Source organism: Rhodopseudomonas pentothenatexigens (genome assembly GCF_900218015.1).
GTDB classification, from domain to species: domain Bacteria; phylum Pseudomonadota; class Alphaproteobacteria; order Rhizobiales; family Xanthobacteraceae; genus Rhodopseudomonas; species Rhodopseudomonas pentothenatexigens.
The window spans coordinates 33488-54571 of the sequence record NZ_UFQQ01000010.1 but is presented as its reverse complement, the minus strand read 5'-3'; the positions used below and the strand labels follow the sequence as shown (position 1 = coordinate 54571).

At 65.1% G+C, this 21084-nt stretch carries 23 protein-coding genes; 12 read left to right on the top strand and 11 right to left on the bottom strand.

The window, feature by feature from the left end; translation table 11 throughout:
• Window positions 1–168 precede the first annotated feature (168 nt).
• The gene (locus tag DWA33_RS11035; RefSeq protein ID WP_114358145.1) at window positions 169–1599 is read left to right on the top strand and encodes an aldehyde dehydrogenase family protein; all 1431 of its coding nucleotides are present in this window, start codon (window positions 169–171) and stop codon (window positions 1597–1599) included.
• A 354-nt stretch (window positions 1600–1953) separates the two neighbouring features.
• Window positions 1954–3660: an IlvD/Edd family dehydratase gene (locus DWA33_RS11030; RefSeq protein ID WP_114358144.1), complete on the top strand. Its 1707-nt coding sequence runs from the start codon at window positions 1954–1956 to the stop codon at window positions 3658–3660.
• A 4-nt stretch (window positions 3661–3664) separates the two neighbouring features.
• Here DWA33_RS11030 and cowN read toward each other — a convergent pair whose 3' ends face one another.
• Entirely contained in the window at window positions 3665–3943 is a 279-nt protein-coding gene (cowN, locus tag DWA33_RS11025) for a N(2)-fixation sustaining protein CowN (RefSeq protein WP_114358143.1), read from the bottom strand.
• Between the two features lie 397 nt (window positions 3944–4340).
• Here cowN and DWA33_RS11020 point away from each other — a divergent pair, with 397 nt between their 5' ends.
• Both DWA33_RS11020 and DWA33_RS11015 read left to right on the top strand, forming a co-directional pair.
• Window positions 4341–5537, top strand: coding sequence for a DUF2778 domain-containing protein (locus tag DWA33_RS11020; protein WP_114358142.1), 1197 nt, complete (start codon window positions 4341–4343; stop codon window positions 5535–5537).
• A 137-nt stretch (window positions 5538–5674) separates the two neighbouring features.
• Complete coding sequence (locus DWA33_RS11015) at window positions 5675–6004, top strand: hypothetical protein (protein WP_114358141.1); 330 nt, start codon at window positions 5675–5677, stop codon at window positions 6002–6004.
• A 118-nt stretch (window positions 6005–6122) separates the two neighbouring features.
• Here the strand turns inward: DWA33_RS11015 and DWA33_RS11010 are convergent, their stop codons facing one another.
• A complete protein-coding gene (locus tag DWA33_RS11010; RefSeq protein ID WP_114358140.1) occupies window positions 6123–6377 on the bottom strand; it encodes a hypothetical protein in 255 nt (84 codons plus the stop codon).
• 175 nt (window positions 6378–6552) lie between these two features.
• Complete coding sequence (locus DWA33_RS11005) at window positions 6553–7302, bottom strand: SDR family NAD(P)-dependent oxidoreductase (RefSeq protein ID WP_114358139.1); 750 nt, start codon at window positions 7300–7302, stop codon at window positions 6553–6555.
• 102 nt (window positions 7303–7404) lie between these two features.
• Between DWA33_RS11005 and DWA33_RS11000 the strand changes: the two genes are divergently transcribed.
• Window positions 7405–7719 (top strand): ArsR/SmtB family transcription factor, encoded by a 315-nt coding sequence (locus DWA33_RS11000; protein ID WP_114358138.1) that lies wholly within the window; start codon window positions 7405–7407, stop codon window positions 7717–7719.
• A gap of 82 nt (window positions 7720–7801) precedes the next feature.
• Here the strand turns inward: DWA33_RS11000 and DWA33_RS10995 are convergent, their stop codons facing one another.
• On the bottom strand, window positions 7802–8761 hold the full coding sequence (locus DWA33_RS10995) for a UPF0149 family protein (RefSeq protein WP_244601257.1): 960 nt from the start codon (window positions 8759–8761) through the stop codon (window positions 7802–7804).
• Between DWA33_RS10995 and DWA33_RS25415 the strand changes: the two genes are divergently transcribed.
• Together DWA33_RS25415 and DWA33_RS10985 are read left to right on the top strand one after the other, a co-directional pair.
• Window positions 8755–8955: a type II toxin-antitoxin system RelE/ParE family toxin gene (locus DWA33_RS25415; protein WP_244601256.1), complete on the top strand. Its 201-nt coding sequence runs from the start codon at window positions 8755–8757 to the stop codon at window positions 8953–8955. The two genes, DWA33_RS10995 and DWA33_RS25415, sit on opposite strands and share 7 nt — an antisense overlap.
• A 23-nt stretch (window positions 8956–8978) precedes the next feature.
• Window positions 8979–9269, top strand: coding sequence for a helix-turn-helix domain-containing protein (locus DWA33_RS10985; RefSeq protein ID WP_013503049.1), 291 nt, complete (start codon window positions 8979–8981; stop codon window positions 9267–9269).
• Window positions 9270–9411: 142 nt separating this feature from the next.
• On the opposite strand, the gene DWA33_RS24905 is transcribed toward DWA33_RS10985, so the two are convergent.
• The 3 genes from DWA33_RS24905 to groES all read right to left on the bottom strand — a co-directional run bounded on the left by DWA33_RS24905 (window position 9412) and on the right by groES (window position 12874).
• A complete protein-coding gene (locus tag DWA33_RS24905; RefSeq protein WP_147270236.1) occupies window positions 9412–10500 on the bottom strand; it encodes a hypothetical protein in 1089 nt (362 codons plus the stop codon).
• 256 nt (window positions 10501–10756) lie between these two features.
• A complete protein-coding gene (gene groL, locus DWA33_RS10980; protein WP_114358136.1) occupies window positions 10757–12397 on the bottom strand; it encodes a chaperonin GroEL in 1641 nt (546 codons plus the stop codon).
• Between the two features lie 162 nt (window positions 12398–12559).
• The gene (gene groES / locus DWA33_RS10975) at window positions 12560–12874 is read right to left on the bottom strand and encodes a co-chaperone GroES (RefSeq protein ID WP_114358135.1); all 315 of its coding nucleotides are present in this window, start codon (window positions 12872–12874) and stop codon (window positions 12560–12562) included.
• A gap of 444 nt (window positions 12875–13318) precedes the next feature.
• Here groES and DWA33_RS10970 point away from each other — a divergent pair, with 444 nt between their 5' ends.
• The 3 genes from DWA33_RS10970 to DWA33_RS10960 all read left to right on the top strand — a co-directional run bounded on the left by DWA33_RS10970 (window position 13319) and on the right by DWA33_RS10960 (window position 14645).
• Window positions 13319–13603: an usg protein gene (locus DWA33_RS10970; RefSeq protein ID WP_047307529.1), complete on the top strand. Its 285-nt coding sequence runs from the start codon at window positions 13319–13321 to the stop codon at window positions 13601–13603.
• Window positions 13604–13679: 76 nt separating this feature from the next.
• Window positions 13680–13943: a hypothetical protein gene (locus tag DWA33_RS10965; protein ID WP_114358134.1), complete on the top strand. Its 264-nt coding sequence runs from the start codon at window positions 13680–13682 to the stop codon at window positions 13941–13943.
• Window positions 13944–14645 carry an ATPase gene (locus DWA33_RS10960; RefSeq protein WP_114358133.1) on the top strand — a complete coding sequence of 234 codons (702 nt, stop codon included), beginning with the start codon at window positions 13944–13946 and terminating at the stop codon, window positions 14643–14645. It abuts the gene before it with no gap.
• A gap of 120 nt (window positions 14646–14765) precedes the next feature.
• Here DWA33_RS10960 and DWA33_RS10955 read toward each other — a convergent pair whose 3' ends face one another.
• Together DWA33_RS10955 and DWA33_RS10950 are read right to left on the bottom strand one after the other, a co-directional pair.
• A complete protein-coding gene (locus DWA33_RS10955) occupies window positions 14766–16451 on the bottom strand; it encodes a hypothetical protein (RefSeq protein WP_114358132.1) in 1686 nt (561 codons plus the stop codon).
• A 248-nt stretch (window positions 16452–16699) separates the two neighbouring features.
• Entirely contained in the window at window positions 16700–17950 is a 1251-nt protein-coding gene (locus DWA33_RS10950) for a NupC/NupG family nucleoside CNT transporter (RefSeq protein WP_114358131.1), read from the bottom strand.
• A gap of 179 nt (window positions 17951–18129) precedes the next feature.
• Between DWA33_RS10950 and DWA33_RS10945 the strand changes: the two genes are divergently transcribed.
• Both DWA33_RS10945 and DWA33_RS10940 read left to right on the top strand, forming a co-directional pair.
• Entirely contained in the window at window positions 18130–19230 is a 1101-nt protein-coding gene (locus tag DWA33_RS10945) for a RuBisCO large subunit C-terminal-like domain-containing protein (protein ID WP_114358130.1), read from the top strand.
• The gene (locus DWA33_RS10940; RefSeq protein WP_114358129.1) at window positions 19220–19717 is read left to right on the top strand and encodes a cupin domain-containing protein; all 498 of its coding nucleotides are present in this window, start codon (window positions 19220–19222) and stop codon (window positions 19715–19717) included. The genes DWA33_RS10945 and DWA33_RS10940 overlap by 11 nt, the downstream gene beginning before the upstream one ends.
• Window positions 19718–19727: 10 nt before the next feature.
• On the opposite strand, the gene DWA33_RS10935 is transcribed toward DWA33_RS10940, so the two are convergent.
• Together DWA33_RS10935 and DWA33_RS10930 are read right to left on the bottom strand one after the other, a co-directional pair.
• On the bottom strand, window positions 19728–20147 hold the full coding sequence (locus DWA33_RS10935; RefSeq protein ID WP_114358128.1) for a protease inhibitor I42 family protein: 420 nt from the start codon (window positions 20145–20147) through the stop codon (window positions 19728–19730).
• Window positions 20148–20317: 170 nt separating this feature from the next.
• The gene (locus DWA33_RS10930; protein WP_114358127.1) at window positions 20318–21082 is read right to left on the bottom strand and encodes an SDR family oxidoreductase; all 765 of its coding nucleotides are present in this window, start codon (window positions 21080–21082) and stop codon (window positions 20318–20320) included.
• Between the last annotated feature and the right edge of the window lie 2 nt (window positions 21083–21084).

Genomic DNA, 21084 nt, shown 5'->3' with positions numbered 1-21084 from the left:
CATGCACGGCTTGCGACGCGTGCGTCGGTGATTTTATATGCCGTTCCCGCATATGGCGGTGGTCGACACCCGGACCGTTTGCATCGAGGCGGGGGCCCGACGCGACGACGCCGGCAGTTCTGATCCTACCCAACCACCAACCACCCGCGATCAAGCAAGAGGTTCACGATGGTCAACCGCATGCAGTTCTACATCGATGGCGCCTGGGTCGATCCCGTCGTCAAGAAGTCGACGTCGGTCGTCAATCCCGCCACCGAGGAGGCGATGTATGAGGTTGCGCTCGGCTCCAAGGCCGATGTCGACAAGGCGGTGGCCGCCGCCAAGCGTGCTTTCGAGACGTTCTCGCTGACCAGCCGCGAGGAGCGCGTCGCGCTGCTCGAAAAGATCATCGCGGTCTACAAGAGCCGCATGAAGGAAATCGGCGCCGCGATCTCCGACGAGATGGGCGCGCCGCTGCCGATGGCCGAGAAGATGCAGGCCGGCGCCGGCCTCGGCCACATCATGTCGACGCTCGACGTCTTGAAGAACTATCAGTTCGAGGAGCCGATGGGCTCGGCGATGATCGTGCGCGAGCCGATCGGCGTCATCGGCATGATCACGCCGTGGAACTGGCCGCTGAACCAGATCGCCTGCAAGGTCGCGCCGGCGATCGCGGCCGGCTGCACGATGATTTTGAAGCCGAGCGAATTCACCCCGACCTCGGCGCTGATCTTCGCCGAGATCCTGCACGAAGCCGGCGTGCCGAAGGGCGTCTTCAACCTCGTCAACGGCCTCGGCCCGGAGGTCGGCGCGGCGATGAGCGAGCATCCCGACATCGATATGATTTCGTTCACCGGCTCGACCCGCGCCGGCATCGACGTCGCCCAGCGCGCCGCACCGACGGTGAAGCGCGTCAGCCAGGAGCTCGGCGGCAAGTCGCCGAACGTGATCCTGGAGGACGCCGACCTGACCAAGGCGGTGACCGGCGGCGTGATGCACATGTTCAACAACTCCGGCCAGTCGTGCAACGCGCCGAGCCGGATGATCGTGCCGCTGTCGAAGATGAAGGAGGTCGCGGCGATCGCCAAGGGCGTCGCCGACAAGACCAAGGCGGGCGATCCGCGCGGCGAAGGCACCACCATCGGCCCGGTCGTCAACCGCATCCAGTGGGACAAGATCCAGGCGCTGATCAACAAGGGCATCGAGGAAGGTGCCACCCTGGTGGCCGGCGGCCCCGGCCTGCCGGAAGGCGTCAACAAGGGCTTCTACGTGCGCCCGACGGTGTTCGCCGACGTCACCAAGGACATGACCATCGCGCGCGAGGAGATCTTCGGGCCGGTGCTGGTGATCATGGGCGCCAAGGACGAGAACGAAGCGGTCGAACTCGCCAACGACACGCCCTATGGTCTGGCCGGTTACGTCTCGGCCGGCTCGGTGGACCGCGCCCGTGCAGTCGGCCGCAAGATCCGCGCCGGCAACGTCAACCTGCAGGGCGTGCCCAACGAGCGCACCGCGCCGTTCGGCGGCTACAAGCAGTCGGGCAATGGCCGCGAGTGGGGCAAGTTCGGTCTCGAAGAGTATCTCGAGGTCAAGGCGATCGCCGGCTTCAACGCCGCCTGATCGGTTCCACGATCGGTCCGATGATTCGCGCCGGGACGGTTCACCGTCCCGGCGTTTTGCGTACCATGAGTTGTTCCGTGTCCGGTAGTCGTCCGAGTAGTTGGTTCATCCTGCCGTCGCTAAAAGCGGCTTAATTGCCGCGGCTCCGAGGGCGATCGATTCGCCGAAAGAGGGCGAAGGAACCGATGAACCCACTGATCTCCAGCTCGCATCGACGCCAATTCCTCACCATCGCCTTCAGTGGCGTCGCGATTCTGGTCGCGTTACTGGTCGCCAAAGCGATCACCTGACCACGCGATTGACATCGGCTGCCGCCGTCCTTCAAGTGCCTGCAAAACTGCAGCGGGACGGGACATGACCGACGGATTGCGCAAGGGACTGACGGCTTACGGCGATTCGGGATTCTCGCTGTTCCTGCGCAACGCCTTCATCAAGGCGATGGGCTATTCGGACGACGCCCTCGACCGACCGATCGTCGGCATCACCAACACCCACAGCGACTATAATCCCTGCCACGGCAACGCGCCGCAGATCATCGACGCGGTGAAGCGCGGCGTAATGCTGGCCGGCGCGATGCCGATGGTGTTTCCGACCATCTCGATCGCTGAGAGTTTTGCGCATCCGACCTCGATGTACTTGCGCAATCTGATGGCGATGGACACCGAGGAGATGATCCGCGCCCAGCCGATGGATGCGGTGGTGGTGATCGGCGGCTGCGACAAGACGCTGCCAGCACAGGTGATGGCTGCGGTGTCGGCCGATCTGCCGACGGTGGTGATCCCGGTGGGGCCGATGGTGGTCGGGCATCACAAGGGCGAGGTGCTCGGCGCCTGCACGGACTGCCGGCGGCTGTGGGCGAAGTATCGCGCCGGCGAGATCGACGAGGCCGAGATCGAGGCGGTCAACGGCAGGCTGGCGCCGTCGGTCGGCACCTGCATGGTGATGGGCACGGCCTCGACGATGGCGTGCATGATCGAAGCGATGGGACTGTCGCTGCCGATGAGCGCGACGATTCCGGCGCCGCATGCCGAACGGTTCCGCTCGGCAGAGGCCAGCGGCCGTGTCGCCGCCGCGATGGCCAAGGCCAAGGGGCCGCGCCCAAGCGAGATCCTGACCCCGGCGGCGTTCCGCAACGCGCAGGTGGTGCTGCAGGCGATCGGCGGCTCGACCAACGGGCTGATCCATCTCACCGCGATCGCCGGCCGCGTGCCGCACCGGATCGATCTCGACGAGTTCGACGCGATCGGCCGCAAGGTGCCGGTGCTGGTCGACCTCAAGCCGTCGGGCGCGCACTACATGGAGCACTTCCACCACGCCGGCGGCGTGCCGAAGCTGATGGCGCAGCTCGGCGAACTGATCGAACTCGACGCCCGCACCATCACCGGGGCGACGCTGCGCGAGCTCGTCGCGCAGGCCGAAGAGGTGCCGGGACAGGACGTGATCCGCTCGCGCGCTGATCCGATCCGCAGCGAAGGCGGGCTCGCGGTGCTGCGCGGCAATCTGGCGCCGCGCGGCGCGCTGATCAAACACGCCGCCGCGTCGCCGAACCTGATGCAGCACACCGGACGCGCGGTGGTGTTCGAGACGTTGGAAGACATGGCGCGGCGGATCGACGATCCCGATCTCGACGTCGCCGCCGACGACGTGCTGGTGCTGCGCAATGCCGGGCCGAAGGGCGCGCCCGGGATGCCGGAGGCCGGCTATCTGCCGATCCCGCTGAAGCTGGCGCGGGCAGGGGTGAAGGACATGGTGCGGATTTCCGATGCGCGGATGAGCGGCACCGCGTTCGGCACTATCGTGCTGCACATCACCCCGGAAAGCGCCGAGGGCGGGCCGCTGGCGCTGGTGCAGACCGGCGACCGGATCGCACTCGACGTCGCCGCGCGCCGGATCGACCTCAAGGTCGACGACGCCGAGCTGACCCGCCGCCGCGCCGCGCTGCCGGCGACCGCTGCGGCGCGGCCGGAGCGCGGCTACGCGCAGTTGTTCCACGACGCGGTGCTGCAGGCCGACGACGGCTGCGACTTCGACTTCCTCACCGCGGCGGGGCGCCGCGCGTAGCACGTCACATCAGGTTGGCTTCGAGATCTTCCAGCATCTGCAGGGTTTCGAGGTCGCCGTTGTCCTCCAGCAGCTCGCGCAGCGTCGGCAGGTAGTTGTGCAGGATGCGGAGATCGTCGAGACCCTGCTTGTCGCGCAGCTCGGTGCGCTTCTGGGCGAAGTACGCCCAGAACGGATTCTCCGCGGCGTCGACGTGGCGCTGCAGCCGCTGCATCACCCGCTTCGAGCGCCCCTCCCAGTCGCAGTGTTGGAAGCTGACATAACGATCGAAGGAAGCTGACATTCCGGGCCTCAAAAGGTAAGAACGCGGCTCAGATGCAATCGATATGCCATGCTTCGGCGCGGGCGCTTTCGCGGTCTCGGACGATCGCGACGGCAAAATTTGTCACTACAATCTTTCGTAGCATCCCGGGGTCGATTCGCTTTATCGGTGCGGGAATTCGCTGACGAAAGCCGCAATCGGGTCGGTGTCGACCGTCAACCGATTGGAACTATTGGATGAATAGGCGCGACGGAGTGCTAACCAATCGTTAACCATAGCGGCGCATGGTTCCCGCTCCAGGCCGCTTAAACTGCATTTAACTAAAACCCGCCTTAATCGCGCTCCTCTGTTCTGCCACATCTGTATGCGGTATCTTGGTTTGCCGCTGACCGATGGGGAAAAGTCGGGAAGCGAGCGAATGACAGTCGGCACGGGGCGGCGATCGCCGTCCAACCAACGTGGGGCCCGCTACATGGGGTTTCGGAAATCGCTCGGCGCGATCGGAATCGCGCTGCCGGTGATCGGTTGCGTCTGGACGGTTTACGCCAACACCGTCGGCGCCAGCATCTATCCGACCGTCGGCTCCTGGCGTGACGATCAGGTCAGCCGCTCCTCGATCGAGCGCACCTCGTTCTCCGCCCGGTTCGAACCGCTCGCTGCAGCCGCCGAGGCCGCGCCGCAATTGATGGCGTCGCTGGCGCTGAAATCCGCCTTCAAGCGCCAGGAAACCAGGGGCGTCCAGGTCGCCTCCGCCGATCCGACCGACGTTCCGGTCACCTCCAGTGTCCAGGCTTCCGAGCCCGCCAAGACCGGCCACCGCTATTACGCTCTGCTCGATCCTTCCTATTCGTTCGGCTTCCAGCCCGATCGGTTCAAACAGCCGGCGCAAAATCCTGAATCGGCCGCCCACACCGACGACGACGCCAAGGTCGGCGTTGCGCCTCCGCCGTCGCCGGTGAAGGAAGCGATGAACGTGCCGCTGCCGCCGCAGCGGGCCAAGTCGATCGCTGCCCTCACGCCGCGCAATCCCTCGCGCAACCCCTACAGCCACGAAGCTCTGGTCGCCCGTGCCAAGTCGGCAATCCTGATGGCGGCGCAGAACCAGAAGTCGAGCTTCTTCGAAAAACTGTTCGGCAAGGTCGACAGCCCGGCACTGGCCTACGCTTCGGCCGACACCAGCGATCTCGACGTCGGCCAGGTTCGCGACAACGCCTTCAATCCCTCGGACGACGATCGCTACACCGCGGTGTACGACATCACCGCCAAGACCGTGTACATGCCGGACGGCTCCAAGCTCGAAGCGCATTCCGGCCTCGGCGCCCGGATGGACGATCCGCGCCACGTCAACGTCAAGATGCAGGGCGCCACCCCGCCGCACATCTACGACCTGAAGATGCGCGAGAAGCTGTTCCACGGCGTCGCCGCGATCCGGCTCACTCCGGTCGGCGGTCAGGATGTGATCTACGGCCGCACCGGCCTGCTTGCTCACACCTACATGCTCGGGCCGCGCGGCGATTCCAACGGCTGCGTCTCGTTCAAGGACTACAACGCCTTCCTGCAGGCGTTCAAACGCGGCGAGGTCAAGCGCCTCGTCGTCGTCGGCAGCATGACCTGACCTGCCGCGCTTCGAGCGGACACCGAGAGCGGGACCGCCGCTTTCCCTGCTCGAGGCACGCTCTCCACAATCTGTGAACGCCGCCCGCGGAACGACTTCGCAGGCCTCGCACTTGGTCGATCAAACGGAGATCGACCATGACCTCACGCCTGTTTGCCGGACTGATTGTGTTCACCAGCTTTGTCGGCGGCGCCGCCGTCGCTCAGGAGCAAGGGACGGCCGCGCAGCGCGAGGCCTGCACCCCGGATGCGTTCCGCCTGTGCGGGCAGTTCATTCCCGATGCGGCCCGGATCGAGGGCTGCCTGCGCGACGCCGGCCCGCGGCTGAGCCCGGCCTGCTACGTGGTGTTCAATCCGCCCAAGACCCAACAACGAACGCTGCGCACCGTGCGGCGCCAGCCTGCCGCTCCCGATTACGAGCAGGTCGACGTGGAAGGCCGGATGGGCGACCGGTTCGATCGCTGGTAAGACCGGTGCTTCGGCACGACCAAGAGCCGGTGCGCGTAACCGATCCTGAAACGCAAGGAAGGCGGACACTGTCGTCCGCCTTCCTTCCGATTTGAAGCCGCCAGGCGGCACGCCGGAGCTAGCGGCAGACGCGGGTGGTGCGCACCACGCGGCGGCCATAGGCGCCGCGGGTGACCACCTTGCGGACGGTGCAGTGCGGGCCGCGGCGGACCACACGCTTACGGACGACGTAGCGCTGGGCCGAGACATCGGTCAGGGGGGCAGCGGTCAACGGAGCGGTCTGCGTTGGCGCGGGTGCGGCTGCGACCGCCGGCGTGAGCGCTCCGAGACCGAGCAGGGTGGCGGCGGCGACTCCCAGGACGAGTTTCTTCAAATCCAGTTCTCCTCTTCGGCGCGTCCCAATACGGCCGGTGCGGCATAACGGCCGAAGCCGGATTTCGTTGCGGCCGCGCCCGCCGAAGCCGGAGCAGGAAGGGTATGTGCCAGCCGCATCCGCCCCGGCAATGGCACCGGGGCGGACTGCGCGATGGGCGTGCGGCGCCGGGGGATTACTTCAGTCCGCCGGTGACGTGCAGCGTTTCACCCGTGACGTAGGACGCGGCGTCGGACGCCAGAAAGGCGACGACGGCCGCGATCTCGTCCGCTTCGCCGACGCGGCCGAGCGGGGTGATCGCTTCGATCTGCTTGCGCATCTCGCCGCTGTCGTAGCCCGCCGCTCTGACGCCTTCGGTCACCACCATGCCGGGATTGACGGCGTTGACGCGGATCCGGCGCGGGCCGAGTTCCTTGGCCAGCACGCCGGTGATCAGATCGACCGACGCCTTGGTGGCGCCGTACACCGCGGTGTTCGGCATCGCCAGCGTCGAGGCGCCCGACGAGATGTTGACGATGCTGCCGCCATCGTTGAAGTGCCGCGCCGCCGCTTGCGTCACCAGCAGCAGGCCGAGCACGTTGACGTTGAACTGGTGGTGGAAATGCGCCGGCGTGATCGCATCGAGCGGCAGCATCTCGTAGACGCCGGCATTGTTGACCAGCACGTCGATCTTGCCGAGCGCCTTCACCGTCTCGCCGACGAGCTTTGCGGCATCGTCCGGCTCGGCGAGGTTGCCGTGCACCGCGACCGCCTTGCCTCCGGCGGCGGTGATCTTCGCCACCACGGCGTCGGCGCCGTCCTTGCCGGAGGCGTAGTTCACCGCCACCGCGGCGCCTTCGGCCGCCAGCTTCAGCGCGATCGCGGCGCCGATGCCTTTCGACGCGCCGGTCACCAGCGCCACCTTGCCTTGCAGAGTCTTGGTCATGTTCGAACGTCCCTGATTCGGATCTGCGATGGTTCGCTAGATCGGTAGTTCGGAAATATGGGAATATTGAACGAGCGCAAGAGGGCGCCTATATGTTTTTTCATGGTGCAGTTCGTTCACCCCGCGCGCGACGACATCACGCTGGCCGGCGTGCTCGCGGCGCTGGCTGATCCGGTGCGGCTGCAGATTGTCCGGGGACTGCTCACGGAACCGGCCTGCATGTCCTGCACCGCTGCGGCGCCGTGTCCCGACATCCCGAAGTCGACGCTGTCCAACCACTTCCGCGTCTTGCGCGAGGCCGGCTTGATCCACACCACCAAGAAGGGCGTCGAGCATCGCAACACGGTTCGCGAAGCCGACCTCAACGCGCGCTTTCCCGGGCTGCTGAAGGCGATCCTGAAGCACGCGGACGAGTAGGGCGCACGGCTCTCATCGCGGCCCGGACCTGCTGTTTTTCGGGTCGAGGAGATGTGGTCCGAGCCGGAGCGCGGCCCGTACTTCAGTTCAGTCCGCAGCAGCGCTTGTATTTCTTGCCCGAGCCGCAGGGGCAGGGCTCGTTGCGGCCGATCTTGGCGCGCTTCGTGGGCGGCAGGGCCGGCGGCGTTGGCGGGCCCCATTCGATGGTGCGGGGCAAGGGGGCGTTGGCGATCCGCCAGGTATTCAGGGCGATGAGCCAGCCGGTGATTTTGTCGTCGGCCGTCTTTGCCAGGGCTTCGCGGTCGTCTTCGGAGATGTCCACCATCATCGTGGAGATGTCGACCAACCCCGACAGGCCGTCGAATGCCGCGCGTGTCGTGTCGTCGGCATCCTGCAGCCGCTCCCAATGCTCCGGCCACATGTCCACGGCTGCTCCGAAGCCGTCGATCCACATCTCCCAGACCACGTCCCCCGTGCCGATGCCGGGCATCAGCGGACGGTAGCGCTCGGGATGCTCGGCCAGCGTCATCGCGACCTCGTTGTAGTGCTGCATGATCAGCGCGAAGATGCTGTTGGCGTGATCGAGATCGGTGAACGGCGCCGGCTCGTCCGCGTCGCCGCCCCACACGGTCGGCAGCCAGTCGCCGGGCTTGATCATCTCGGGGCAGACCAGCAGCGCGGCGATGAAGCCGTCGAGCTCTTCGACCTGCATGACGTCGGGGCCGATGTCGGCGAGGTCCTCTTCGAGCTGCGCGAGATGGGGCGGGAGGTCGGACATGGTGAGGGACCGGCGTTCGAGGGAACGGTACCGGCACCATCTGTAGCCGAGATCGCACCGCACGCAATCCAGGAGCCGGCCGGAGAGCGCATCAAGCTTCTCGACGTTATCGCATTTTTGCGATGGTCTCCCACGATGCGGTGGGTGGTCGAGACGCTCAATTCCACTGTTGATGCCGAGATCGGCGCGCTGCCGGCGGACATGCGTGCGCGGTTCGTGCGGTTGGCCGAGCTGATCGAGCAGATCGGATCGAGGCTTTGCCACGCGACAGCGTCAAGCATCTCGAAGCAAGGCTGTGGGAGCTGCGCATCACCGGGCGCGACGGCATCTCCCGCGCCATCTATCTCACCGCGGCGGGCAGGCGCGTGGTCGTGGTGCGCGCCTTCGTCAAGAAAACGCAAAAGACGCCGCCGCGCGAACTGGCGATCGCGAGGGAACGCGCCAAAGCCGTCAAGTAGGGACCGTTAGTTCGGGAGACGAGATGACCAAAATCAAGGATCTGCACAAGGCCTGGAGCAAGGACCCAGCGTATCGCGCGGAGTACGATGCGCTCGAAGCAGAGTTCACCGTGATGGCCGCGATCGCCAAGGCGCGCCGTCGCGCCGGCCTCAGCCAGGCCGAACTCGCGCGCCGGATGAACACTACGCAAAGCACCGTCGCCCGTTTGGAAAGTGGCCGCGGCCAGCCCTCGACCCGGACGCTGCTGCGGTTCGCCAAGGCGACGGGGCACAGACTGAAGATCAGCTTTGAGCCGGTGAAGGGGAAGGGGTGAGGGAATGCCGTTGCCGTGTAGGGCGAAATAACGAAGCGTATTGCGCCACATCGCGCAGAAGGCGGATTGCGCTTGATCATTCCCTTCAAGTTACGGGCTGCTACGCGGGAGTTGCCAAACGCAGAGCTTGAGATTGCGAGGGTTAGCCACCTTGCGCAGGAGAAGTACGAAGCAGGATTTCGTAACGGAATCGTACCAACTTATTCGCTCTCGTATTTTCCGGCATTTCCACAACGTCATACAAGAATGGAATACTCTCAGGAAGATTGCGGAGGTTGCGCGAGCACATAAAGGCGACAAGTATTTCGAATATGTCGGATATGTGATCCGTGACCTGCCTCATGTAGTCCGACACTAGGATAGCCTGCTGATTAAAGCTTGGATGCGTTACTGAAATCTGTGGCGGGATGACCTCGTTTCGAGGTGTCAGCGAATAGTCCACTACGTCCACCCTTTCATTCTTCTTTGGGTGTTCAATGCAATTTCGAGTTGTTCGAATGGATTTGCAGAATACAGCAACTTCCCGAGATAGTTCGCAATACTGCGTATCCTTACCGTGATGTCGGCAAATCTCACTGTGTAAGCCTTCAAACCATCCCTTTAAGTTGGCGCCATAGAAGAGCTTTGCGATTCCAAAAAGCGACTGCAATGAATGATCAGACTTCAAAATGAACTCCTTGCAACTCGCTGCTAGGTTGGGAGTGGAAGGCAGGATAAGGGATCGATGTTGATCCCGCGTTTCGAACGATCGCGACCGGACTGAAGTCTCCTCTTCACTAAATGCTTGCGCAGAATCTGCTAGTGCGACCAAATCTCTCAGGCACTCGAAACTTAGCCTGATTGCGTCGCTCTTATCAGCAAGAGGTGATCCTTCGCCAAAGAGTTGCTTGGCTGTGAGCAATGTCTTGCATACCAAGGGTGATTCCGAACCGTAGTGCAGAACTTTCTGCTGCGAATTAGGTACCGCAGGATTAGTGCGTTCCGGATCGATCTCGTCTGCCAGCATGACCCGGTAAATTGCCGACCCCGTGACGATATGCAATTTGTCTGCGATCTTGACGAATTCGGTAATGGTGCTTCGCTCACCCGGTTCGCCAATCTCCATCGAGAGTGCCGATTCGCGGATTTTATCAATTGGCCGCTTCATATATTGCGTTCCGATAGTCTGCACAGGACCTTCTGCGTCGTCGTGGCGCAGGTTAGTGTGGTCGCCTAGCAGGGAGGTGACCAATTGTAGTACGCCTCATTGCTCCGTTGCCCGTCAAGTCGTTGGCGGGTCCAAGACGATGGCAGAAGCCGATGCTACTCGATCGAGCCATCGGCGTAGAATCGGTCGGGCTGATCCGGACTATGCTGCGCTTCATCCAGTCCACAAGAGCCCAACAAAAAGCCCGGGATTGCTCCCGGGCTTCGTTGTCTCTTTGGTGGGATACCGGGTCTGCAGCGCACCACTGCGTGCTGCGCTGCGCCCGGGACGACTTCGTCGCTTAGAAGTCCATGCCGCCCATGCCGCCGCCCGGGGGCATCGCGGGGCCGCCGGCGTTCTTCTTCGGCAGTTCGGCGATCATCGCTTCGGTGGTGATCAGCAGCGCGGCCACCGAGGCGGCGTTCTGGATCGCGGTGCGGACCACCTTGGTCGGGTCGATGATGCCCTTCTTGACCAGGTCGCCGTATTCGCCCGACTGCGAGTCGAAGCCGAACGCGTACTGCTCCTTCTCCAGCACCTTGCCGACGATCACCGAGCCGTCTTCGCCGGCGTTGATGGCGATCTGGCGGGCCGGGGCGGACAGGGCGCGGCGCACGATCTCGACGCCGGTCTTCTGGTCGTCGTTCTTGGTGCGCAGGCCCTTGAGCTGCTCGGAGGCGCGCAGCAGAGCGACGCCGCCGCCCGGCACGATGCCTTCCTCGACCGCGGCGCGGGTGGCGTGCATCGCGTCGTCAACGCGATCCTTGCGCTCCTTCACCTCGACCTCGGTCGCACCGCCGACGCGGATCACCGCGACGCCGCCGGCGAGCTTGGCCAGGCGCTCCTGCAGCTTCTCGCGGTCGTAGTCCGAGGTGGTTTCCTCGATCTGCGCCTTGATCTGGGCAACGCGGGCCTCGATGTCGGCCTTCTTGCCGGCGCCGTTGACGATCGTGGTGTTTTCCTTGTCGATCATCACCTTCTTGGCGCGACCCAGCATCTGCAGGGTGACGTTCTCCATCTTGATGCCGAGATCTTCCGAGATCGCCTGGCCGCCGGTCAGGATCGCGATGTCCTGCAGCATGGCCTTGCGGCGGTCACCGAAGCCCGGCGCCTTGACGGCCGCGACCTTGAGGCCGCCGCGCAGACGGTTGACGACGAGGGTGGCGAGGGCTTCGCCTTCGACGTCCTCGGCGACGATCACCAGCGGCTTGCCGGTCTGCACCACGGCTTCGAGCAGCGGCAGCAGCTCGTTGAGGTTCGAGAGCTTCTTCTCGTTGATCAGGATGTAGGCGTCGTCGAATTCGACGCGCATCTTGTCGGCGTTGGTGACGAAGTAGGGCGAGATGTAGCCGCGGTCGAACTGCATGCCCTCGACGACGTCGAGTTCGGTCTCGAGCGACTTGGCTTCCTCGACGGTGATGACGCCCTCGTTGCCGACCTTCTTCATCGCGTCGGCGAGGAACTTGCCGATTTCGGCGTCGCCGTTGGCCGAGATGGTGCCGACCTGGGCGATCTCGTCGTTCGAGGTGACCTTCTTGGAGTTCTTGACGAGGTCGGCGACCACGGCTTCCACCGCGAGGTCGATACCACGCTTCAGATCCATCGGATTCATGCCGGCGGCGACCGCCTTGGCGCCTTCGCGCACGATCGCCTGGGCCAGCACGGTCGCGGTGGTGGTGCCGTCACCGGCGGCGTCGGCCGACTTCGAGGCGACTTCGCGCACCATCTGGGCGCCCATGTTCTCGAACTTGTCGTCGAGCTCGATGTCCTTGGCGACGGTGACACCGTCCTTGGTGATGCGCGGCGCGCCGAACGACTTGTCGAGGACGACGTTGCGGCCCTTCGGACCGAGCGTGACCTTCACGGCATTGGCGAGAATGTCCACGCCGCGCAGCATGCGGTCGCGGGCGTCGACGCCGAATTTGACTTCTTTAGCGGACATAAGAGGTGTTCCCTGAATGTTGGAGTTGGCCCTCATCCTGAGGAGCCGGTCCGGCCGAAGGGTGGAGCGGCGTCTCGAAGGATGAGCTGGTTGGACGTTGCGTAGCTTACCCTTCGAGACGCCGGCTGCGCCGGCTCCTCAGGGTGAGGACGGTGCGTAGCGTCAGGCCGCCTTCTTCTTGGCGCCGGCGTCTGTGATGACGCCCATGATGTCGCTCTCCTTCATGATCAGCAGCTCCTTGCCGTCGATCTTGACCTCGGTGCCGCTCCACTTGCCGAACAGCACCCGGTCACCGACCTTGAGGTCGATCGGGATCAGCTTGCCGGCTTCGTCGCGGCCGCCGGGGCCGACGGCGACGATCTCGCCCTGCGAGGGCTTTTCCTTGGCCGTGTCAGGAATGATGATACCGCCGGCGGTCTTCTCTTCGGCGTCGATGCGCTTGACCACGACGCGGTCGTGAAGCGGACGGAAGTTCATGCAAGTCCTCCTAAGTTTCTGAACTTGTTTCAGAAATCGAAATGTTGGCAGTCGCGGGCAGCGAGTGCCAGCGCGACAGGGACGAGATAGTCGAGGGATTTTGGACAGACAAGGGCCGGGCGCGAAATTTTTAGCACTCGCGCGGAACATCTGCCAAACACCGTGAACGAGGATGGAGCGGTGATCAAGCCCCGACTGTTCCGTGGGCTTCGGCGCCTCTGTTAGCACTTGAACTAAGTCGCTGCTAAAGCTGCATTTTCCGCATTTGCCGTCGATTTTTGACTTGAGGTGCCCAGCCCAATTGCGTCACATTTTCAGCTGCGCGGCGCTGGGCGAGTGAAGACCGGAGCTCAGCTCCGCGGGGACAGCAGACGGAAGGACGGCATTCGCAGGCAATCCCGGTCGCGCACTGTTGCGGAATGCTGGTTCGGGAAGGAGGATTTTATGGTCGAACGAGGTGCAGTTTCTGAGGACTTCAGGAAGCAGGTGCTCGGCTACGGTCTGACAACGGCCGAGATTCTCTATCGCCGCCCCGACCGGCAGTGGCTGCTGCAGAGCTACACGTGGCAGGACTACGACCTGTGTCCGACATTCCCAGAACTCTTCAAATTTCTCGCTTTCTGGCAGACCAAGCTCGAAGGGCCGCTGTTTGCGGTTCGCGTGGCTCATTCAGATCTCGTGCAGCCTGCGGAATTCAAGGCAGTTGACGGCCTGTTTCGACTGAACTGAACGCGGTCGCTAACTGGCTTTTGCTGGGCAGACAACCTACGTTAGCGGAGCGGAGCTGGCGCAGTGAGGTGATCGAATGCGCAAACGTGCGGTGGACTTGTCGTTGGAGGAATTGGCAGTGTTGGGCGGCAATGCCGCCTTGAGAGCCGCCAAGCGAGCTCAGGACGCAGGTTTGGTCGTGACGGGCACGGTCGATTTCCTCGAGAATGGCCAGGCCGCTTCGAAACTCGCGCAGCGGCAACCGTCCGGGTTGGTGGCTGTTTTCGAGGACGGCATCAATTCCGATCCAGAGGCGGCGAATTCGGACATGTCCAAACAGAACCATGGACGGAGCGATTGATTGTCGGACGCGCCGTTCCTTCTGGTGATCGCCGGTCCAAACGGGTCCGGCAAGAGTACTCTCGTAGATTACTTGATGGAAGCCGGCATCGATTTTGGCAAGCACATCAACGCGGACCAGATCGCGACGACGCTCGATTTGCCTGAGCCTCGACGTTCGAAGCAAGCGCAACAGATTGCCGATTTTCAGCGACAGACCTGCTTGGATAGGAGGCTCGACTTCAGTTTCGAGACCGTGATGTCGCATCCAAGCAAGGTCGACTTCATGATCCGGGCCGATGATGCCGGTTATGATGTGACGCTGTATTTCGTATGTACCTCTGATCCGGACATCAACGTATCCCGTGTAGAGAATCGAGTTGCCGCCGGTGGGCATGACGTCCCACGAGATCGGATCATGGCGCGATATCATCGGGCTCTTGGTCTGTTGCCCAGCGCGGCCCTGATCGCGAAACGGACCGTCCTATTCGACAACAGTGCGATCGTCGGATTCTTGCCGAATTCGCTGCTTCCCAACCAGAAATCCGGCTTACGGCCGGTCGGTGAAGTTCTTCGCGACGGAAACAGTTACGACGTCATGCTTGAGGCGGATGTGCCTGCGTGGGTTGTCGAACACTTGGTATCTCCGCTCGATTCGCTCGCACACCAGGCAGAGGGCAAGCTTTTGTTGACAATTAGTCAAAAGCCGAACGGACTGGGATGAAGACGACCTACGTCATCCCCCGACCACCGCGCCTATCAGGCAGGTGGTGAGCGGGCCGGAGACGATCGACCTGAAGCCTGGCTTGCTCGCGCTCGGCGACCATCACGCTGCACGTCCCGGTCAGCGCCGCTTGGCGCTGAGCTCGTCGGCCGGCTGCGGATCGGGCGACCACTGCCGCGCGCTGCGGTCGTAGCGGCACAGTGGGACGTCGAGGCCGGTGGCGCCGATCCACAGTCGCACCGCTTCGTCGTAATCGGTCGTCGGATCGTTCAGCCGCCATCCGGGCGGCGCCCAGCCGGAATCGCCGTTCAGCGTCGGCAGCCCGAGCTTGGCGGAGATCCACATCGCGTCCAATTGCTTGCCGTCGAACGCCGTGCCGGCGTCGACCACAAAGGCACGGCACGGCGGCGGCGCAGCCGGCACCGCCGCCAGCCGCGCCAGCTCCTCGCGCCGCGCCAGTCCGGCCGGCTGCAGGTTGATCTGCTCGATCAGGCACAGCGCAACGATGATTCCGGCGATCAGCTTGTGCCGGGCGCCTGCGGCGCGCGGCACGCAGTCGAGCCAATACTGCAGCAGCACCATCAGCCCGGCGACCACCCACAGATTGACCAGCAACTGGATGCGGTCGCCCGCGCGGATCGCCACGGCGCCCGGCACCAGGTGATAGGGCAGCCAGAACGCGCTGAACGTCCCGACCCGCAGCGTCACCAGCCACGACAATCCCCACACGGTCACGCAGACGCATGCGAATACGATCTGCCAGGGCATCGGGCGTGCCGGCGCAGTGCGGCGCAGCCGCAGCAGCAGCATCACCAGCGCCGCAGTCATCAGCGGCGTCACCGCCAGTGCGCGCTCGTGCTGGGCGTCGCCGATCAGCCGATCGACCAGCCAGCCCCACGCCATGTTGTGGACGCCGAGATTGATCAGATCCTTCGGAAACGGCGCGAAGCTGACATAGTCGCGGAACGAGCGCCCGGCCTGCTGGTGCAGCGCCGGCAGATAGATTGCCAGCACCGGTATCGCCCCGATCGCAAAGCCGGCGATCGCCGCACCGATCAGCGCTGCGCAGGAGCCGGGATGTTGCCGGAGCAGCGCGATCGCCTCGCGGCCACGGAGCACCGCGATGGTGCCGAGGCCGAACAGCAGCGTCAGAGCGAACAGCCAGGCAACGTAGAACGAGGTCGCGAGCAGCAGCCCATAGCCCAGCCCAAAGCCGCCCGCGCGCAGCAGCGACCATCGGGTCGGGCGCGGATAATCCTCGATCGCCCACAGCGCCAGCAGAACGAGACAGGGCACGTAGTACAGCGCGAAGAAGTTCGGATGCGCCTCGGCGGTCTTGAACATCAGGTTGCTGGGAAAGGTGACCAGCACCGCGGCGCAGATCGCCAATGGCGGACCGAGCCGCAGATAGCGGCGTCCGATCACCAGCGTCGCCATGAAGCAGCACAGCGACAGTGCGATGGCGAGAATCTGCGAGGCGAGAAACGGATCGAACCCGAGCCCGCGCAACGCCGCGAAGGGCAGCGCGTCGAGCAGAAACGCGTCGGTGTAGCCGAGGGCATTCTTCTGCGGAAAGTAGAACGCCGGCGACAGCAGCTCGGCGCGCCCCCGCAACGCCGCGAACAGATGTTCGTGCAGATACGCAATCAGCCGGCCGTCGCCGCTATTGCCGAAAACCAGGTCGAACGATGTCAGAAGGCTGGAGCGGAAGGCGAAGGCGGCGGCGCCGAGCCATGCCGCCATGGCGATCGACAGGGTGGGCAGCGTCAGCTCGGCCGCGCGATCCCGAAGCGAAGGGAGCGGCAAATCGGTCTCCGGATTTGTCGTCGGAGCCGCGATCCTACCCGATCGGCCTGATCGGTAGTGTTTCCAGAAAATTCAGCGAGCAGGGCGGAGTTCGCGATGTCAGCCGTCAGTTATCAGCGCAACCGCAGGCCCCTTGACGACGGCCACAACCCGGCCGTGCAGGAGGCGTTTCGAAATATTGCCGATACCGCATGTGCTGAGCTTTGCTGTCCAGCGCGCCGTTTGCTGCGGCCGGCGATCCGCGCCGATCAGGTTATCAGCCCCACCACCGCGCCCATCAGGCACGTCGTCAGCGTGCCGGAGACGATCGATCGCAAGCCCAAGGCGGCGATCTCTTCGCGGCGCTCGGGGGCCATCGCGGTGAGGCCGCCGAGCATGATGCCGAGGCTGCCGAAATTGGCGAAGCCGCACATCGCATACAGCATGATCAGCTTCGAGCGCGGGTCGAGCGCGTCCGCCGGCAGCTTCGACAATTCGACATAGGCGATCAGCTCGTTGAGCACGGTCTTGATCCCCATCAGCGAGCCGGCGGTGACCGCCTGATCCCACGGCAGGCCGAGCAGCCAGCACACCGGTGCCATCAGATAGCCGAGCAGCCGCTGCAGCGTGACCGCCTCGCCGCCGACCTGCGGCAGCAGGCCGAGCAGGGCGTTGCCGAGATAGACCAGCGCCACCAGCACGATCAGCATCGCGATGATGTTGAGCAGCAGTTCGAGTCCGGCGGCGGTGCCTTTGACGATCGCATCCATGCTGCTGACCGCGATCTGGCCGGGGTCGGCGAGTTGGCCGCCGGTGGCACGCGGCTCGGTCTCGGGCACCATGATCAGGCTGACCAGGATCGCGGCCGGGGCGCCGAGCACCGAGGCGATGACGAAATGCGCGGCGGCATCCGGCAGGATCGGTGTCAGCAGCGTCGCATACAGCACCAGCACGGTGCCGGCGATGCCGGCCATGCCGCCGGTCATCACCAGGAACAATTCGCTGCGGGTGAGCTGGGCCAGGTAGGGGCGGATGAACAGCGGCGCTTCGACCATGCCGAGAAACACGTTGGCGGCGGTCGACAGTCCGACCGCGCCGCCGACGCCGAGCGTGCGCTGGAGCAGCCAGGCCATGCCGCGCACCACCGGCGGCAGGATCCGCCAGTAGAACAGCAGCGTGGTCAGCACGCTGATCACCAGCACCACCGGCAGCGCCTGGAAGGCGAGGATGAAATCGGCACCCGGCGCCTTGACGTCGAACGGGGCCGGCCCGCCGCCGAGATAGCCGAACGCGAACGCGGTGCCGGCGCGGCTCGCCGCCGCGATCACGCCGACCGCATCATTGATCGCCCGGAACGCATGGGTCGCGCCGGGTAGCTTCAGCATGATGGCCGCGGTCGCCAGCGTGAGGCAGAGCCCGATCGCGACCTGCCGCACCGAGACGCGGTCGCGATGTTCGCCGAACGCCCACGCCAGCATCAGCAGCGCGAACACGCCGAAGCCGGATTGCAATTGAAGCATTATGTCCCCCGAGCCGAAGCCGATGGGTAGGCCAGCGCAGGGCAGCCTGGCAAGTCGACTAAAGCGCGGCCCGCCGAGGTGAGGCGTCATCGCCGTTTCGTGCTGTCCGGCGACAGTGCGATCGAACAGGTCGTGCTAGACAGGCGCGACACCTCGGGCGTGGCTGCATTGGACCGAAGATGAACGAACGGATCATCGTCACCTATCATGTCGGCGCGCCGCCGATAGAGATCGCCGCGCGCGCCGAGGGCCTGGCGATCGAGCAGAGCGTCGAGTGCCCGCTGGCGGCGGTGACGGAGCAGCGCATCCGCGACGAGATCCTCGGCCGGGTCGAAGCGATCGAGCCGATCGGCGAGGCGCGTTTTGCGGTGCGGATCAGCCTGGCGAGCGCGACCGCGCCGGCCGAGCCGGGGCAGCTCATTAACATGCTGTTCGGCAACAGCTCGATGCAACCGGACGTGACGCTGGCCGATGTCGAACTGCCGCCGGCCTATCCGGTCGCGTTCGGCGGGCCGAAGCTCGGCCTCGCCGGTGTTCGCGCAAAACTCGGTGCGCCGCGCCGGGCGCTGACCGCGTCGGCATTGAAGCCACAGGGGCTGGCGCCCGATGCGCTGGCGAGTCTTGCGCGCCGGCTGGCGCTCGGCGGCGTCGACCTGATCAAGGACGACCACGGCATCGCCGATCAGGCGTTCAGCCCGTTCGCCGCGCGGGTGCCGGCGGTGGCGCGCGCGGTCCGCGCCGCCAACGACTCGCGCGGCGGCACCACGCTGTACGCGCCGCACGTCTCCGGCTCGCTCGACGACATCCGTCGGCAGCTCGAGATCGTCCGCCGCGAGGGCGTCGCCGCCGTGATGCTGATGCCGATGATCGTCGGGCTGGCCAACTTCGATCTGATTGCGAAGGAGGCGGAAGGGCTGATCGTGCTGGCGCATCCGTCGCTCTCCGGTGCGCAGCGGATCGCGCCCGATCTGCTGCTCGGCAAGCTGTTTCGGCTGCTGGGCGCCGACGCGACGATCTTCCCGCATCACGGCGGCCGGTTCGCCTACACGCCGGGGACCTGCCGCGCGCTGGCCGATGCGGCGCGGCGCGACTGGCACGATCTGAAGCCGTGCCTGCCGGTGCCGGCCGGCGGCATCGCGATTGATCGAATCGCCGAACTGCTGGCATTCTACGGCTCCGATGTGATGCTGCTGATCGGCGGCAGCCTGCTGGCGGCGGGCGAGCAGCTGACCGAGCAGGCGGCGCGGTTCACCGCGGAGGTCGCAAGCCATGGCCAATGACAATTCAGCAGCGCCGCATCCGTCCGCCGGCGAGCGCCCCGGCGTTCGCGTGCAGACCGCGCCCGGCCGCTGGGACGGCGTTCCGGTGATGCCCTACAAGCAGACCGCCGAGGCGCCGTTTCAGGACATCACCCGGCAGTTGCTGTTCGCCGATCCGGACCTCGCCTGCGAGTGGCGTTACTTCGAGGTCGACTCCGGCGGCTATTCGACGCTGGAGCGCCACGCCCATGTGCATGCGGTGATGATCCATCGCGGCCGCGGCCAGTGCCTGGTCGGCGAGACGATCGGCGATGTCGGGCAGGGCGATCTGGTGTTCATCCCGCCGATGACCTGGCATCAGTTCCGCGCCAATCGCGGCGACTGCCTCGGCTTTCTCTGTGTGGTCAACGTCGCGCGCGACCGGCCGCAACTGCCGACACCGGATGATCTCGCCGAGCTGCGCAGCAAGCCGCAGGTGGCGGAGTTCATCCGCACCGGCGGCGAATAGCAGCAGCGCGTCAGCGCGGCGCGATCTCCACCGTGACGGTGTGGCGCTGCGCCGGCGGCTGGTTCTCCCAGTCGCGCAAATAATCGAACACCGCGGTGGCGGTGCCTGCCTCGCGTGCGATGATGCGGAACGACCGGGTGCCGGGGACGCCGACCATCGGCTGGTGCACGACGTCGCCGCCACCCTGGCGGTAGCCGGCATCGGAGATCTCGATCAGAGCGAGGTTGCGGCTGGCCTTGGTGTCCAGGTGCCAGCGATAGCCGGTAGACGGATTTTCCTTCAGGCTGAAGCTGGCCTCGCCGCCGACCGCGAGGCGCAATGTCTCGGCGGTATCATCGGCCCGCGGTGGCGCGACGCCTGCGAGCAGCACGATGCCGGCCAAAAGACCGAGCAGTCCCAGTGCCCGAACGGTTCTGAACGATTCCCGCATCTGCGCCCCCGAATGAGGTTCCCGCTGCCCATATCCTTATCAACTCATTGGCCCGGTGAATGCAACGATCCAACAGACCATGAAGGGGGCTTCCATGCGGATTGGTGGCCGGCGGCGCTCGTTGCACCGGCAGTGATGGGATCAGCTGGTGATCGCCGTTCGGACGCGGTTCACCCCCGGCCGACGAACGGCATCTTGGTCGCCATCACGGTCATGAACAGCACGTTGGCGTCGAGCGGCAGGCCGGCCATGTAGGCCACCGCATCGCCGACCGCCTTGGCGTCCATCCGCGGCTCGTGCCGGGTCGAGCCGTCCGGCTGCAGCGCGCCGGGGCCCTCGACCATGCGGTCGGTCATCGGGGTGGCGGCGTTGCCGATGTCGATCTGGCCGACCGCGATGTCGTAGGCGCGGCCGTCGAGATTGCTGGCCTTGGTCAGGCCGCTGATGGCGTGCTTGGTGGCGGTGTAGGCTGCCGAGAACGGCCGCGGTGCATAGGCCGAGATCGAGCCGTTGTTGATGATGCGGCCGCCGCGTGGGCTCTGGTCCTTCATGATCCGGAACGCGTGCTGGGTGCACAGGAACGGCGCGGTGAGGTTGGTGGTCACCACCGCCTGCCACTGTTCCAGCGGCAGATCCTCGAACGGTACCGGCGGCGCGCCGATCCCGGCATTGTTGAACAGCACGTCGAGCCGGCTGTAGGTCGCAACCGTCTTGTCGAACAGCGCGGCGATCGAGGCCGGATCGGCCATATCGGCGACCACCGGCAGGCTGTCGCCGAACGCGGCGCCGAGCTTCTGGGTCTCCTCGAGCAGCGCCAGCCGGCGGCCGGCCAGCACCACGGCGAAGCCGGCCTGCATCAGCGCCAGTGCGGCGGCGCGGCCGACGCCGGTGCCGGCGCCGGTGACGAGGGCGATCTTGGTGGTGGCGTTCGCCATGG